The sequence below is a fragment of the Mycobacterium toneyamaense genome, from assembly GCF_055384815.1.
On the sequence record NZ_AP040333.1, the window covers coordinates 770,704 to 785,394 of the forward strand.

General features: G+C 60.8%; 12 protein-coding genes. 9 read left to right on the plus strand and 3 right to left on the minus strand.

Going from position 1 to position 14,691, the window contains the following annotated elements; genetic code table 11:
- The first annotated feature begins 195 nt into the window (after positions 1-195).
- A complete protein-coding gene (locus ACZ5IQ_RS03670) occupies positions 196-1,242 on the plus strand; it encodes a DNA methyltransferase (protein WP_464480830.1) in 1,047 nt (348 codons plus the stop codon).
- A 327-nt stretch (positions 1,243-1,569) separates the two neighbouring features.
- A protein-coding gene (locus tag ACZ5IQ_RS03675) for an IS3 family transposase (RefSeq protein ID WP_099156389.1) occupies positions 1,570-2,732 on the plus strand; the annotation gives its coding sequence in 2 pieces (ribosomal slippage) (positions 1,570-1,854 and positions 1,857-2,732; 1,161 coding nt in all).
- A gap of 300 nt (positions 2,733-3,032) precedes the next feature.
- On the opposite strand, the gene ACZ5IQ_RS03680 is transcribed toward ACZ5IQ_RS03675, so the two are convergent.
- The 3 genes from ACZ5IQ_RS03680 to ACZ5IQ_RS03690 are packed head-to-tail and all read right to left on the minus strand — an operon-like array spanning position 3,033 to position 5,200.
- Complete coding sequence (locus ACZ5IQ_RS03680; RefSeq protein WP_464480831.1) at positions 3,033-3,557, minus strand: hypothetical protein; 525 nt, start codon at positions 3,555-3,557, stop codon at positions 3,033-3,035.
- Positions 3,558-3,602: 45 nt separating this feature from the next.
- Positions 3,603-4,913: a hypothetical protein gene (locus ACZ5IQ_RS03685; RefSeq protein ID WP_464480832.1), complete on the minus strand. Its 1,311-nt coding sequence runs from the start codon at positions 4,911-4,913 to the stop codon at positions 3,603-3,605.
- Positions 4,913-5,200: a hypothetical protein gene (locus ACZ5IQ_RS03690; RefSeq protein WP_464480833.1), complete on the minus strand. Its 288-nt coding sequence runs from the start codon at positions 5,198-5,200 to the stop codon at positions 4,913-4,915. The genes ACZ5IQ_RS03685 and ACZ5IQ_RS03690 overlap by 1 nt, the downstream gene beginning before the upstream one ends.
- 620 nt (positions 5,201-5,820) lie before the next feature.
- Here ACZ5IQ_RS03690 and ACZ5IQ_RS03695 point away from each other — a divergent pair.
- The 7 genes from ACZ5IQ_RS03695 to ACZ5IQ_RS03725 all read left to right on the plus strand — a co-directional run bounded on the left by ACZ5IQ_RS03695 (position 5,821) and on the right by ACZ5IQ_RS03725 (position 14,685).
- On the plus strand, positions 5,821-7,053 hold the full coding sequence (locus tag ACZ5IQ_RS03695) for a DEAD/DEAH box helicase (protein WP_464480834.1): 1,233 nt from the start codon (positions 5,821-5,823) through the stop codon (positions 7,051-7,053).
- On the plus strand, positions 7,031-7,819 hold the full coding sequence (locus tag ACZ5IQ_RS03700; RefSeq protein ID WP_464480835.1) for a hypothetical protein: 789 nt from the start codon (positions 7,031-7,033) through the stop codon (positions 7,817-7,819). The genes ACZ5IQ_RS03695 and ACZ5IQ_RS03700 overlap by 23 nt, the downstream gene beginning before the upstream one ends.
- A 21-nt stretch (positions 7,820-7,840) precedes the next feature.
- Complete coding sequence (locus tag ACZ5IQ_RS03705) at positions 7,841-9,343, plus strand: ATP-binding protein (protein ID WP_464480836.1); 1,503 nt, start codon at positions 7,841-7,843, stop codon at positions 9,341-9,343.
- Positions 9,344-9,726: 383 nt separating this feature from the next.
- Positions 9,727-10,533, plus strand: a complete 807-nt coding sequence (locus ACZ5IQ_RS03710; protein ID WP_464480837.1) for a ParB/RepB/Spo0J family partition protein — start codon at positions 9,727-9,729, stop codon at positions 10,531-10,533.
- Positions 10,530-11,402, plus strand: coding sequence for a ParB/RepB/Spo0J family partition protein (locus ACZ5IQ_RS03715; protein ID WP_464480838.1), 873 nt, complete (start codon positions 10,530-10,532; stop codon positions 11,400-11,402). The genes ACZ5IQ_RS03710 and ACZ5IQ_RS03715 overlap by 4 nt, the downstream gene beginning before the upstream one ends.
- Positions 11,399-12,760 (plus strand): DNA methyltransferase, encoded by a 1,362-nt coding sequence (locus tag ACZ5IQ_RS03720; protein WP_464480839.1) that lies wholly within the window; start codon positions 11,399-11,401, stop codon positions 12,758-12,760. The genes ACZ5IQ_RS03715 and ACZ5IQ_RS03720 overlap by 4 nt, the downstream gene beginning before the upstream one ends.
- 602 nt (positions 12,761-13,362) lie before the next feature.
- Positions 13,363-14,685 carry an ISL3 family transposase gene (locus tag ACZ5IQ_RS03725; RefSeq protein ID WP_052545499.1) on the plus strand — a complete coding sequence of 441 codons (1,323 nt, stop codon included), beginning with the start codon at positions 13,363-13,365 and terminating at the stop codon, positions 14,683-14,685.
- Positions 14,686-14,691: the final 6 nt, after the last annotated feature.

Genomic DNA, 14,691 nt, shown 5'->3' on the forward strand with positions numbered 1-14,691 from the left:
GACGTCTGGGCGTCTGTGTGCCAATTCCGTCTGGGGCCATCCCGTACAAGGAGTGCCGCGTGCGGCTGTGTCAGTAGGGGGCTTGTCCCCTGGCCCGTATATGCTCCCGACGTGGTACAGAAGGGCTCTCCGTCAGCGTCTGCTTCGACCACGACGGTCCAACAACGACTGAACACGGCGTGCCCGTACTTCACAATGTTCCCTCTGGAGTTCCCTCTCGCGAGGCTGGCGCGCGCGCGGCCGGGAGATTGGGTCTTGGATCCGTTCTGCGGCCGAGGAACCACAATGTTCGCGGCGCGTCTGAAAGGACTCGGCGCCGTGGGGATCGACGCGAGTCCTGTCGCGGCGGCGATCGCATCTGCGAAGGTGGCGCGAGCAGATCCGCGCGCAGTCGACGCCCTTGCCGTCGAGCTGCTGTCTTCGAGCTACGATCCGGTCGACGTACCGCAAGGAGAGTTCTGGGGATGGGCGTTCCACCCAGCGACGTTGGTCGCACTGTGCTCATTGCGTGAACAACTGGCGCACATTGGTCCTGACGATGAACCTGCAATCGTCCTTCGGGCAATTGTGCTGGGTATTCTCCACGGCCCGTTGCGCAAAGGTGTTCCCACGTATCTTTCAAATCAGATGCCACGAACGTATGCCACGAAACCTGATGCGGCCGTGAAGTTTTGGGCCGCACGCAATATGCGCCCGCCCCTTGTCGACGTTAGGGATGCGATATCGCGCAGAGTTGCGTACACGTTGGCTGATGTTCCGCAGGAACGCGGTGGCAAGGTCTACTGCGGTGACTCAACGCAGGTTCTGCCACGCCTTCGGCGACGCTTCGATTGGGTGGTGACTAGCCCCCCCTACTACCGCATGTACACCTACCTTCCTGATCAATGGTTGCGGGCGTGGTTCCTCGGCGGCCTCCCTCATGTCGATTATTCGACGGACGATCAGCTGCGTCATACGAGCGTTGAAGTATTTGTGGACGGCTTGTCTGCGGTCTGGTGTCGTGCGGCTGAGCGATGCAATCCGGGCGCGCACATGGCTGTACGCTTCGGCGCGCTGCCAAGTGCGGAGACCGCCGCTTCGCCAGAGACTCTATTGCGAAGGTCGCTTGAGCGTTCAGGCAGGTGGAAAGTCACCCGTGTCCGTGACTCGGGTGAGCCGCACGCGCAAGCTCGGCAGGCCTCGCAAATGGGCAAGGCTGGCGTTTACGCGAACGAAGTCGACGTGCTAGCTGTTCTTCAGTAGTCGTTCTCGAGATCGCTAAGTCTTCAAGTCGCCTGGCTGGTGGACCGGACACGCGGCGCAGGGGCGTTATCCAGCGAACTTGGTAGTTGGGGTAATCGACGTTGGTCAACCCGGCGATATTTGCAAGGCGGTACCGATTGAGCTATTGGGTAAATATTTCGCGCATCGCAAGCACCTTTGCGTGCCAAGCCGCGCTGCATACTTCGGCTTGCGGTTACCGGAAACCCCAGAACTCGCCAAGGCCGTAGCGCAAAGTTGGGTCTGCTGCACGAATAGGTGACATCTGAGTTGGCTTGCCCAGCATGGGCGGGCTGGAAGGATGTCCCCATGGCAAGGCCCTACCCCCGCGAGTTCCGCGACGACGTCGTCCGGGTCGCTCGCAACCGCGATGACGGTGTAACGATCGAGCAGATCGCCACCGATTTCGGAGTGCACCCGATGACGCTGCAGAAATGGCTCCGTCAGGCCGACATCGACGAAGGCACCAAGCCCGGCAAGAGCGCCAGCGAGTCCGGTGAGCTGCGCGAAGCCCGACGGCGGATCAAACTGCTAGAGCAAGAGAACGAGGTGCTGCGTCGGGCCGCAGCGTATTTATCGCAGGCCAATCTGCCGGGAAAAGGGTCTACCCGCTCGTGAAAGAGCTCGCCGCCGACGGGATCCCCGTCGCGGTGACGTGCCGGGTACTCAAGCTCTCCCGCCAACCGTATTACCGCTGGCTGGCCGACCCCATCACCGAGGCCGAACTCATCGAGGCCTACCGCGCCAATGCGCTGTTCGACGCGCACGCAGACGATCCGGAGTTCGGCTACCGCTACCTCGTGGAGGAGGCGCGCGATGCCGGCGAGCCGATGGCCGAGCGCACCGCATGGCGGATCTGCTCGCAGAATCGACTGTGGAGCGTGTTTGGTAAGAAACGCGGCAAGAACGGCAAAGTCGGGCCGCCGGTGCACGACGATCTTGTCGAGCGTGACTTCACCGCTGAAGGGCCAAATCAGTTGTGGCTCAGTGACATCACTGAGCACCGCACCGGTGAGGGCAAGCTCTACCTCTGTGCGATTAAGGACGTGTTCTCCAACCGGATCGTCGGCTACAGCATCGACTCCCGAATGAAGTCACAACTGGCCATCCGGGCACTACACAGCGCGGTAGCCCGACGCGGAGATGTCGCGGGGTGCATTCTGCACTCGGATCGCGGATCTCAGTTCCGGTCAAGGAAATTCGTACACGCCTTGAATCAACACGAGATGGTCGGCTCTATGGGCCGTGTCGGAGCCGCCGGCGACAACGCCGCCATGGAGAGCTTCTTTAGCCTGCTGCAGAAGAACGTGCTCGACCGCCGCCGCTGGGACACCCGAGAACAACTCCGCATCGCGATCGTCACCTGGATCGAGCGCACCTACCACCGGCGCCGCCGCCAGTCCGGCCTCGGGCGGTTGACCCCGATCGAATTCGAAGCAATCATGACCACACCGGCCAGTCAGGCCGCGTGACCGAAACTGTCACCTGATCGTGCAGCAGACCCCCTCACGCACCCGATACCCGGTGTCTATGCGCTTGACCGAGAACTGTTTCTGTACTTACGGATTCACGCCGGTCATACCGAAACGCAGAAAGCATTCGAAGAGGCCGAGCGCCGCCGTGCGGCTGGACAGCCCTACACGAAAGTCGAATACCTCGCAGAAAACCGACCTCACGACGCGATCTGACATCTGTATGAGGCCCTTTCGCTGGCGGCGTAGGGGTGTCCACGCACTGGGTCCTGGCCGCGGTAGCCCGCGCCGCAGGGATACCTATTCGGTGGCGCCGCTGCGCAGGTCGATGTTGTGCCCGTCAGCGGTGTAGCCCTCCACGGGGCGCAAGACGTAGCTGGGCGGGATGTTGCCGGTGCGGTAGTAGCCGAAGAACACGTCGGCAGCTTCTTCCGCGCCGAACACCTCAGAGCTGCTGACCGTCGCCACACTGCGCGGGAGTGTGATGGGCACCTCGAGCGCTTCCGGCGCGTTGTGCGGGCGGCCGACGACGTACCGAACCGATTCGACGCCCCACTGCTGACCGCCCGGCTGGCGAATCTGCAAGGTCATGGCCTTGGCCGAACCGCCTGCCTGCAAGTAGTTGTCGGCCTCCCGGCCTGCGGCAATCATGGCTCCGTGGTCGAGTCCGTCTGGCAGTGCGAACAAGGTCAGCGCCCATGGCTTGGTTCCATTGAGACGGTTGAGCGGGTCGGCGAACTCGCTGCGGTCAGCGTTGCTGCCAATGGAGATCGCGAACACGCCGCCGTCGTACTTGACGACGTGGGTGTAAGCCGGCGTTCCCATGTTTCTGAGCCTATCTATGAGGAATGACAGCACCGGGGTGGCGCCTCATGCGTGGTTATCTGGATCGTTGGGGTCCCGGCCGAACATGCCCTGATAGAACTTGCCGAGGTTACTCAGCTCCGGATCGCCCGACTTGGCCAGTTCGTCGGGAGAGATGTGCGTGCCCCAGGTTGGGAACGGGTCGTCTCCCGCACGGGGGATCAGCGGCTGGCCGTCGTCTTTCCACATCTTCGGCGGCTCCGGCATTCGCGGATACCCGCGGCTTGCTCCCGGTGCGGGCGCCGGGGCAGGGACATTCGCTTCAGGCGGTGGCCACGGCACACGGACCTCCTGTGCCTGCACCACCTCGATTGGCTGACCGTTGAGCGTGCCGCGAGCCGGGGTGCCCGCATTGACCAGAGCATCGACGGCAGTCTGGTTCTCTGTAAATGGCGAATCGTTGGTCTTGTGCTCGATCCCGATGTACTGGCCGGGCACGCCGGTCGGTCGGAGTGCGTCGTACTTGCGGGTGCGCATTTTGCCGGTCGCTGGATCGAAGACCCGGATCTGCACCTCCTGACGGATCAGCGGAATGCCGAGGGATTCCATCTCGTCGAAGGTGTTTTGTGCCGCGGCATGGCCGTCGACGCCGCTGTTTCCCGGTGCCCACTCGCCATTCGGCTTGTGGTCTGGGAATTTCGGATTGCGTCCATCACCGTTCGGATTGGGTTTCGGTTCATCCTGCTTGAACTGGTAGTCGACGGCCTGCACCGCTGGGCTGGGTTCCTTCGGCGCCGGGGCTTCCTCGAACCGCAGCGCCCGCACGTGGGCCAGCGCTGCGGTGATCTTCCCAGCCACCGCCTTGTCCATGGTCACGAGAGTTTTTGCCCGCGAACCGATTTCGACGGCGAATGCCTGTGCCTGCTGTTGCCGGCCCGCCGGGACCCGCATCAGCGGACTGGTGTTCTTGTCCGTCACCGACAGGTTCTGCTCGACAGTGAAACCGGCCTGCTCCGCCTCCTCGATCGCGGTGAGCACCTGTCTCTTGGCCCAAGCGATGTCCTCCGCACCGTTGCGGGCGAAGCCGCTGGCGCTGTGCAGGCCGTCGGCGGCGCCGCGCACCTTCACCAGGTCGCCCCAGCTGCGTTCGGCTGCCGTGTCTGCGGCGTCGCCTTCCCACACAGTGCCGCCCGGCCGGAGGGTTCCCTGGTGGATCGTGTCGAAGTGGCCTTCCCAGGCCTGCGCGGTTGTGGACCAGTGGACCGCGGCGGTCTCCAGGTGCGTGATGTCCCACGCCTCGATCTGGGCACGGGTCAGCGTGGCGCCCGCAGTTGCGGTTGGAACACCGCCCGCAGCGGAAGTGCCGGCGGCGGGCATCAGACCTGCACGGTTGTGGTGATCGACTGCGCCGAATCGTTGTCGGTCGTGCGGTAGACGCCGTCGGCGGTGCGCAACTTGAACCCAGTCGATGTGGCCCGGGCTGACAACGTCACCGCGGCCTGCTCTACCGCGCTGTGGCCCTCCGCTACTGCCGCGGTTGTGGCCTGGTGGGCCGCACCCCCGCAGGCTGGGGTTTCTGCGGCGGCGATCGAGGCAGACACGAAGTCGCACAGCGCGGCGTGAGCGTGCAGGCCATCGCTGTCGACACGGATGGCGTCAGCCATGCACACCCCACCCCCTCGGGCCAGTCTTCTGTATCCCAGACTAAGGGCACACGGTGGGTGGTTCCGACGCTAGTTTCCTGTGGAATCGTTCGGCCTGGGCGTGCGCCCAGTTCGTGATATCGGAAGTGTCGGTCGTCCTAACCCGCGGTCGAAACTTCCCACCATGTCTCGCAGTGCCTTAGCAACCAGCGACTTGATGCCGTCCAGCTCCAAATGGGTGGGCACCGGGAACGACGGTGATGGGAATGCGGTTGTGACACTGAGGAACTCGCCGTCTGCGTCTGAATATTCGGCCTAGCCATTGCCCCCGCCGGCTGCCACCTAACGGCTCTGCGCGCGGGCAGGCAGTGGGCCATGCACCGGTCGCATCGGCTATATCTGGGTTGATAATTGGGATCCTCGCTGCGTAGGTCGGCTCGATGCACCGGTCGGCAGCGGGGGGACGCTGTTCGGGTCCGGCGCACCGCTCGCGGGCACTGACCTTGGCCATGAATGGGGGATGGCACTGGGCAGCGAACATGTGGCGACTGAGCTTCGTTGCACAATGCGGCACATTATGAGAGGAGCAATGCAAACTTGTCGATGTGGCATGACCACGGTCCACTGCTTGGAGGTTGATAGTGCCGGCTAGCACGATTCGGAGACAACCGACGCCACGGCAATGGCAGTCCGATGCTCTCGAACGCTGGTCGAACGCTGGTCGGCGAGGAATCGCTGAGGTGGTGACGGGCGGTGGCAAGACTACTTTCGCGGGCCTTTGTGCGCGTCGGTTCCTTGACACCTTTCCTGATGGCCGAGTGGTCGTCGTGGTGCCGACGGTCGCCCTGCTCGATCAATGGTTCGTTGCCCTACAAGACGATTTCGGCGTGGTGTCGACGGATATTGCAACGTACTCAGGCGAGGGCAGGCCACTGCGGCCTGCTCGGTTCAACCTAATGGTTCTAAACACAGCCAGAACCGAAGCGCCGGCGCTTGCGGCACTCGGAACGAACTTCCTCGTCGTTGACGAGTGTCACCGCGTGGGTAGTCCGGAGAACTCACGATGCCTCGGTGGGGATCACACAGCAACCCTCGGCCTGTCGGCGACTCCTCGTCGAGAGTACGACGACGCGTTCGAGACCATCGTTGAGCCTGCACTTGGCCCCGTCATCTATCAATACGGTTACGACGAGGCCCGCCAAGACGACGTAATCACGAGCTTTGAACTAGTGAACGTGAAGGTCGATATGTCTTCGGAGGAGCAGGCGCGCTACGAACGGTTCTCACGACAGCTCGCGATTCTTGTTCGTCGCTTCCACAACGGCGAGGACGTCGAGGAGCGAATTAAGAAGGTGCTTCGTGACCGCGCTTCAGTATCGGCGAATGCTGCAGCGCGAATCCCGGTGGCGGTGCGCCTCGCGACGAGGGCTTCGAAGGAGCGAGTGCTTATCTTCCACGAGTCGATCGCTCCGGCGAACCAGATCGTCCGGCTCCTGGGAGAGAAGGGGTTGCGCGCGGCGGCCTATCACAGCAACATTGGCCCTGACGTCCGGCGTGATAATTTGCGGATGTTCCGCCGTGGTCAACTCGACGCGCTGGTCAGCTGCCGGGCGCTCGATGAGGGCGTAAATGTGCCCGAGGCATCCGTCGCCGTCGTTGCGAGCTCAACGACGAGCGGGCGGCAGCGAATTCAAAGACTTGGCCGCGTACTGCGGCCTGCCGTCGGCAAATCGAAGGCGACTATCTATACGCTCTACGCGACCAAGATTGAGGAGGATCGTCTCCTTCGCGAGAGCGAGCGTCTTAACAGCGTGGATCGGGTGACATGGCTGACAGTGCAAGGGGGAAGTGTTGGCACGTTTGCTCCTCCGTGACGAATGGTTTGAGCCCTTATCACTGCACGCGCAGTATGAAACAGAGTTCGAGCGAATCTTGCTTGCGTACGCCGACACCCTGTTCCCCACGTGGTACCTGGTGCCGTTCAAGGTCGATGTTCGCTCCGACGAGGGCGTGAAGCGCCCTGATTTGGCACTCATCGACCGTGACTACCGACGCTGGTGGGTAGTGGAAGCGGAAATGGCACGGCACGACTTCAATAGCCACGTCCTTCCTCAAGCCCGCGTCCTCGCGTATGGGAGGTACAACGAAGTACACGTGTCTGCCCTACTGCGATCTGCAGCGATGCTTGACTCCGAGCGAGTCGCTGCAATGGTTCGTGGAGAACCGCCGCGTGTCTGGGTCATCGTCGACCGGCCCCAACCCGATTGGGAGCGCCCACTCGAAGCTATTGGAGCGGCGCTTGGCGTCGTCGAAATTTTTAGGTCCACCACAAATCAGCACGTTTTTCGTCTGAACGGCCATCAGCCAGAGCCACCAACTACTGACAAGATCGAATGTCGGAGAGACCCGAGCGTATTGCGTCTGTGGGCTGTCGACACGCCGGCGCTCCTCCCAATCGCGAATGGCGAGACGATGGATATCTTCGTTCAGGGGACTGGCCGGTGCTTTTCTTGGATGCGGCGGGATACGGCCGATACGGTGTACCTGAGTTGCACACGGGGGAATCCACTTCAAGCATACAAACGCGCAAGTTTGGCAAAACTTGAAGATGGACGATGGGTTTTTACGGATGGCCGATGAGCTACGGAGGGAATGTCGAGCATGGTGAACCTTGAGCTGGGGTACGAAGCTATACGGTCGTACAAGCGCCTGCCGTATACGCCCTGGCACGCTTTGGCTGAATTCGTGGACAACTCAACCCAGTCGTACTTCAGCAACAGGAAAACGTTGGACGCCGCCTTAGCGGAGGAGGGGCGCCCCTTCGAAGTCTCGATCGCGTACGACCGAGAGAATGACTTGCTGCGGATCACTGACAACGCTATGGGGATGTCACTTGCGGAGATCGAGTATGCCCTCCGCATCGGTCAACCTCCGACTGACACATCCGGCCGGTCAAAGTACGGCCTAGGCATGAAGATGGCCGGCTGCTGGTTCGGCGAACAGTGGACCATCCGCACGAAGCGGCTTGGCGAGACAGTCGAACACGAAGTCGCCGTGAACGTCGAGGCGGTGGCAGATGGCAATAACGAGCTTCCGTACGTCGCCCGCGACGGGCTGCCGAAGTCAGATCACTACACAATCCTGGAGATTCGTCAACTGAATCGGGAGATGAGGGGCAGGACGCTGGGCAAGATCCGGGATTTCCTGTCATCCATGTACCGCGTTGATCTCCGAAACGGCGACTTGCGTCTCGAGTGGAGAGGCGAACCCCTCAAATGGGAGATGGACCAGGAATTCGCTAAAGCTCGAGACGGCACAGTTTTTCGGCGCGACTTTGTTCTCGACGTGGGAGGAAAGTCTGTGACGGGTTGGGTCGGGGTCCTTGAAAGGGGGAGTCGGGCCAAGGCTGGCTTCTCGATTCTCGTCGCGAAGCGAGTGATCAAGGGATGGCCGGAATCGTGGCGGCCGCAAGAGATTTTCGGCCAGGTCGAGGGTTCTAATGACCTAGTAAACCAGCGGCTGACCGGTGAGGTACACCTCGACGCGTTCATCGTGTCCCACACGAAGGACAACATCCAGTGGATGGGCGACGAGGAAGATGTTCTTGAAAGAGCACTTCGTGATGAATGCGCGGAATACCGTGATTTCGCCCGCAATCGGCGAAGGGATCCGCGGCCGATAACCGATATCGAGGTGCAAACGGCGATAGAGGAATTGCAGGCGGAGATCGAATCGGCTGAGCTCATCGACACGATCGAATTTACCGAGGTTCCTTCGCCCGAAGCGTTGGCGGCCGACAACGAAGCGTATGTCGCGACAGTCGACCCGACGCAGCCAACGTTCAGCGCGAAGGTCTCGCTTTCGAACGCCGAGGTGGAGATCCTCGGCTTTCTAGATCATGACAAGTCGCCGAATGACCCTTACGTTGTTAGCGAGTCTACAGATCCCGGCCGGATTTTGATTATTATCAACTTTCAGCACCCGCACCTCGCGCAGATTCACGGTAGTGACAACTTGCTAAATTATTTCCGACACTGCACCTATGATGCAATCGCGGAGTGGCAGGCTAACAGACTGCGATCGTCGCCTGACCCAGCGACTATTCGGGTAATGAAGGACCGCCTACTGCGAGTTCCGTTTGAGATACAGATGCACAATCAGTAAAGCCCGAAGAATATGCGATAGAAGTGTTGCTCGGCGGTACGCCCATTTTTGCGTAGGCGGAGCCGAGTGAAACTGGCGCTAATGATGCTCACCTGAGATCTAGGGTGCGTGCGAGTTATTACGCCGCATTGCTCTCTACGGTTACCACGATCGTGGATTTACGTGCGGAATCTTGCGAAGTCGGTTTGGACGCGGTTGCGCACCCGCTGCTGCTTGTCGGCACCGTGGCGTACGGTGCACCCCATAGATCTCGGGTCAGACAAGCGAGTGGGGGTGTTTGGCACGAAACGCCGGATCTGTAGCACACGTGCTGACAGAATCACAACGATGTAAGTTAACGAGCGGCTTCTGCCGCTGGATGGACCCGGACGAAAGGTACGCTAGTGACTGTCAAAGGGCCGCCTACCGTCGAGATGGTCCCGGTTGAACGCATTCGGCCGGAGGTGGGCCTCGATCGTAAACGCGACCGCGAAACACACCGTGACCTGCAGCGATCTATTCAGCAGTTTGGCGTACTCACGCCGATCACAGTTCGGCCGGCCCCGGACGTCCCTGGCGACTTTCTGCTAATCAAGGGCCAAGGGCGAACACTTGCCTGCCGGTTGCTCGGGTTGTCGCTCATCCCAGCGATCGTCGTAGACGACAGCTACGCGGACAACGAGAAAGTTCAACAGTTCCTGGTCGAGAACGCAGCAAGACTCCGGATGAGAGGCATCGACCGTGCATTGCTCATTGCGCGGGCTAGAGAATCGGGCGAGGAAACGTCGGCGGTTGCGAAGCGGTTCGGTGTGTCTGCAACAACTGTACGTCGGCTTGAGGCGCAATTGGATGGCGCCACGAACAGCGAAGTTGCGGCGCTGCGATCCGGCAAAGTGAACCTAGCTCTCCACGCAGTTATTGCCCGTCACGTCGCTGCTGAAGAACGGTCAGACGTCGTTGCGGCTGTCGCTGACTATAAAGTGGCCACAAAAGAGTTGGAAGGACTGTTTGTAGCGCTCGGCTGGAGGAAATTGACCGACTTGGGCTCAGAACATCGACAACAACGTCTGCTGTTGCTTGCGTGGGCATGCAGCGTTTTAAACGATTTACCGCAGAGTTCCGCGAAGAATCGATTGCGTCAACTAGCGCTTGCACTGCCGGTAAAGTTCGTGGCTGACGGCCAGTCAAGTCTCTCGATGGCGGCTCAATGAAGATCATCGAGCTATCGCCGGCGGATATCGAACTAAGTCCCGATTTAGTGCGTTCGGGAAGCGCTAAGCAGTTTGAAGAGCGATTGAAATCGTCAATTGAAGCCATGGGGCTGGCAGAACCAATTAAGGTTGCTCCTTTGCCGTCTGGTCGCTATTTGGTTATTGATGGCGCTTTGCGACTTAAGGCAATTCGCAGCATTCGCGAAAGCGATCCGAACTTGTTCGAGACGGTGCCTGCGTACGTTTTTGATTACGAGCGGCGCTATGAACTTCGATACCAATCAGATATCTATCAAGATCTACTTCCGAGCCAGCTCGCGGGTCTAGTTGAGCACCTGCATCACACAGAGCATGTACGGAAGATCGATATCGCACGTTTTATCGGCGTGTCGCCAGCGACTCTGCGAAATTACACTGGCCTGTGGCGCCTTATTCAACGTGGTGGACTTTTCGCCCAGATTGTGCATTTGATGGATGTGGAAGTGATTCCGTCTTCAAATCCGTACGCTTGGCTGCGCCTAACTGCGGCCGGGCTGCGAAAAGTACTTGAAGACAACTTTACGGACGGCGAAGCGGCTGAGGCTTGGATAGATCGCGTAATTGCAGCAGTCCGGCAGGGTGAGTATCTCCGATTCCCCATCAAGTTTGTGGAAGCTACTACCGACGCGCTTCCTCCAGAGTTCTACCGCGAAGGGGAGGACGTTCGACTCGCGAAGCGCGACCTCGGGCAGCGGCGTGGAACAAGCACGAAGCCGAAACCAAGCATCGATTACACCGATGCATTCCGCAATCTGACACGCGTTTCGAAACGGTCCCGCGATCCGGTATTGAGGTCGGCGGCCCGTTCACTTCAGGAGTATCTGCAATGACTGAGCCAGATGACTGGTCGAAAGACGCGTTCTTCGAAGTGCCAGCCCGTGATTCGCTCGATGGTGGTACTACTTCGTCGGGTGCACTCTGGCATGCAATAAGTCCGCGCTGGGGTCACTCGATGCATACGATGTGCTCCTATCACGGGATGTTTCCGGCCAAGGTGGCCCACTACTTCATTCAGCGGTTCTCAGACCCTGGAGACCTCGTACTCGACCCCTTTAGCGGCCGCGGGACGGTGCCGCTCCAGGCACGTATGGAAGGCCGTCGCGTAATATCGAACGACTTGAGTCCCCTCGCTGACGTTTTGTCGCGCGCGAAAACGAATCCGCCACAGTGGGATTCGGTGATGTCGTTTGTCGACAAGCTTGAGGTCGACTACCGGCAACATGCAAAAGACGAACCGGATGTGCCATCGGACATCCGAATGCTTTACAGCACAGGTACTTTGCGGCAGATCTGCTCTGTTCGAGGCTATCTCCTTCGGCAGCCGTTCGACAAATGGTCACCCGACGAGCTGATGGTAGCTGGCGCACTTGCTGGGATCATGCACGGTTCATTCCGCCGTGATGGGACTTCCCAGTATCTGAGCATCAGCATGCCGAACACGTTCAGCATGTCGCCTGGTTATGTCGAGAAGTACATCCGTGAGAAGGGATTGGTTGCGCCGGAGCAAGACGTCTTCGAATGTCTTCGCGACAAGATCGCGCGACTCTACTTGGACGACACAACCGGCCCGGCCGGCCGGTCGTATTCAATTGATGCGCCTGCGCTCTTGACGGGACGACACGTTAGACAGAACTCCGTTGACTTGATTGTCACCTCACCGCCTTACCTGAAAGTCGTCAACTACGGCACCTCGAACTGGATTCGGCTCTGGCTTCTCGGGCTCGATGAGGTGGGTCGCGAGAGAGGGGCGGGCCGGCAGTCGCTGAATGCGGCACTAGACCATCGCCACACGTATGATTCGTATCAGTATTTCCTGCAAAGGACTTTGCTAGGCGTCGAGAGGGCGCTTCGCCCAGACGGCGTTGCAGTCTTAGTGATCGGCGATGTCGCAGACCCTGGTAAGGACCCGCTGCCACTAGCAGCGCGAATCTGGGAGGACCTGCGTCAGCAGACCAATCTCCAGCTGCTCGAACTGATTGAAGACGACCTGCCTGCGCAGTCCAAAGTCAGTCGCATCTGGGGCGAAACCAAAGGGCAGGCTACTGACCGTGATTGTGCTCTCGTGCTAGCCCGCGCTGATGGGAGTCCGACGGACAGGGGGCATGCCATTAGTTGGGAAGAGCCGTACAAAGATGGTGGACCCGATGCGGCCCATGCGCGGCTGACAGAAATGCGCTACGCGTCATAGCCGTCCGCGTGCAACATGAATGCGGCGCTGGCGGTGCTCGGCAAGCGCCTGGAGCGACGCGGCAGATGTTGGCTTTGATTGCCGGCAGTTCGAGCGGGGTTTCGATTAGTTCAGCAGCATGTCCCCTCGCAGTAGCACTCCGCAGGTGCCCGACTAGGGCTCGACGAATGGTGATCTAGCTTGGTGCCGTGAGTGCGGGACCGGAGGCGACTCCTACGGCTGAAGTCACGAGGGTCTGCGGCTGGGTTCCCCCGGGAGCACTTAAGCACGTTTGCAGTCGGCCGACCTGATGGCAATCCGCAAATAATGGTCTGATTGCTCATCCAATTCGTGCGATTTGAGCATCGCTCGCCTGTCAACGGCAAATTGTTCACAGAAGTCGTTCCATTCACGCATCAGTCGGAGAGCGGTATCGCGAAAGGTTGCTCCGGCCCCCATTTCATCAAATGGGCACACGTTCATCCTTCGAAGTGTGGACGGGGGGATAAAAACGGCTCTTCGCAGTTGAGGGTGTAGAGGTCATCGGCGCGTCGTTGCCGGGATAGGGGTCGAGGTCTCTCGAAGATGAAGGTTCCTACACTCCTCATCCGAAAGACCTCGACGTGCCTGACGCTACCGGTCGGGCGGGCTTCGCCTGCGCTGACCTGACGACTTTCTGCCGCCTCGACGAACTTGGGCTGCAGGTGACCGGACAACGCCTTGAGCCCGGCCGTGCTGTGCTGGCGTGCCGGGTGACCGACGAGGACCGGTGGTGTCGTCGCTGCGGCGAAGAAGGCATCCCACGCGACAGCCTCACCCGTACTCTGGCCCATGAGCCGTTCGGGTGGCGCCCCACCACACTGCTGGTGACCATCCGTCGCTACCGGTGCGCCGGCTGCGCCCACGTGTGGCGACAAGACACCACCAGGATGGCCGAACCACGTGCCAAGCTGTCGCGGCGTGCTCTGCGGTGGGCGCTGGAAGCCATTGTCTGCCAGCATCTATCCGTGGCTCGCATCGCCGAAGCGCTCGCGGTGTCGTGGAACACCGCCAACAACGCGGTGCTGGCAGAAGGCCGACGGGTGCTGATCGCCGATCCGGCCCGTTTCGACGGCGTGGCGGTGATCGGCGTCGATGAGCACGTCTGGCGGCACACCCGTCGCGGTGACAGGTACGTCACCGTCATCATCGATCTCACCCCTGTGCGTGACGGGACCGGTCCGGCTCGGCTGCTCGACATGGTCGAGGGTCGCTCAAAAAAGGCGTTTCAGGACTGGTTGGCCGAGCGGCCGCAGGACTGGCGTGACGGCGTGGACGTTGTTGCTATGGATGGCTTCTCCGGGTTCAAGACCGCTACCGCCGAGGAACTGCCCGAGGCGGCGACGGTGATGGACCCTTTCCACGTGGTGCGCCTGGCTGGCAACGCCCTCGATGAGTGCCGCCGCCGGGTGCAGCTGGCGACATGTGGGCACCGCGGCCGCAAGTCCGACCCGCTCTACACCTGCCGACGCACCCTGCACACCGGTGCCGATCTGCTCACCGACCGCCAGCGCACCCGGCTGGCCGCCTTGTTCGCCGCCGACGCCCACGCAGAAGTCGAGGCCACCTGGCAGATGTATCAGCGCACCGTGGCCGCGTATCGTGAACCCGACCGCACGAAAGGCCGCACGATGATGGCGGCGCTGATCACCACGCTGAGCACCGGCGTTCCCAAGCCGCTGACCGAACTGATCACCCTGGGACGGACCCTGAAGAAGCGTGCCGCCGACGTGCTGGCCTACTTCGACCGCCCCGGCACCTCCAACGGGCCCACCGAAGCGATCAACGGCCGCCTCGAACACCTGCGCGGATCCGCGCTGGGCTTCCGCAACCTCACCAACTACATCGCCCGGTCACTGCTCGAGACCGGAGGCTTCCGAACTCAGCTCCTTGCACCTCGGCAGTGAAGAGTC

Bases quoted from the DNA above. Each gene is read 5' to 3' on its own strand.
- ACZ5IQ_RS03670 (WP_464480830.1), top strand. From the start codon at position 196: ATGTTCCCTCTGGAGTTCCCTCTCGCGAGGCTGGCGCGCGCGCGGCCG.
- ACZ5IQ_RS03680 (WP_464480831.1), bottom strand. From the start codon at position 3,557: ATGGGAACGCCGGCTTACACCCACGTCGTCAAGTACGACGGCGGCGTG.
- ACZ5IQ_RS03685 (WP_464480832.1), bottom strand. From the start codon at position 4,913: ATGCCCGCCGCCGGCACTTCCGCTGCGGGCGGTGTTCCAACCGCAACT.
- ACZ5IQ_RS03690 (WP_464480833.1), bottom strand. From the start codon at position 5,200: ATGGCTGACGCCATCCGTGTCGACAGCGATGGCCTGCACGCTCACGCC.
- ACZ5IQ_RS03705 (WP_464480836.1), top strand. From the start codon at position 7,841: ATGGTGAACCTTGAGCTGGGGTACGAAGCTATACGGTCGTACAAGCGC.
- ACZ5IQ_RS03715 (WP_464480838.1), top strand. From the start codon at position 10,530: ATGAAGATCATCGAGCTATCGCCGGCGGATATCGAACTAAGTCCCGAT.
- ACZ5IQ_RS03720 (WP_464480839.1), top strand. From the start codon at position 11,399: ATGACTGAGCCAGATGACTGGTCGAAAGACGCGTTCTTCGAAGTGCCA.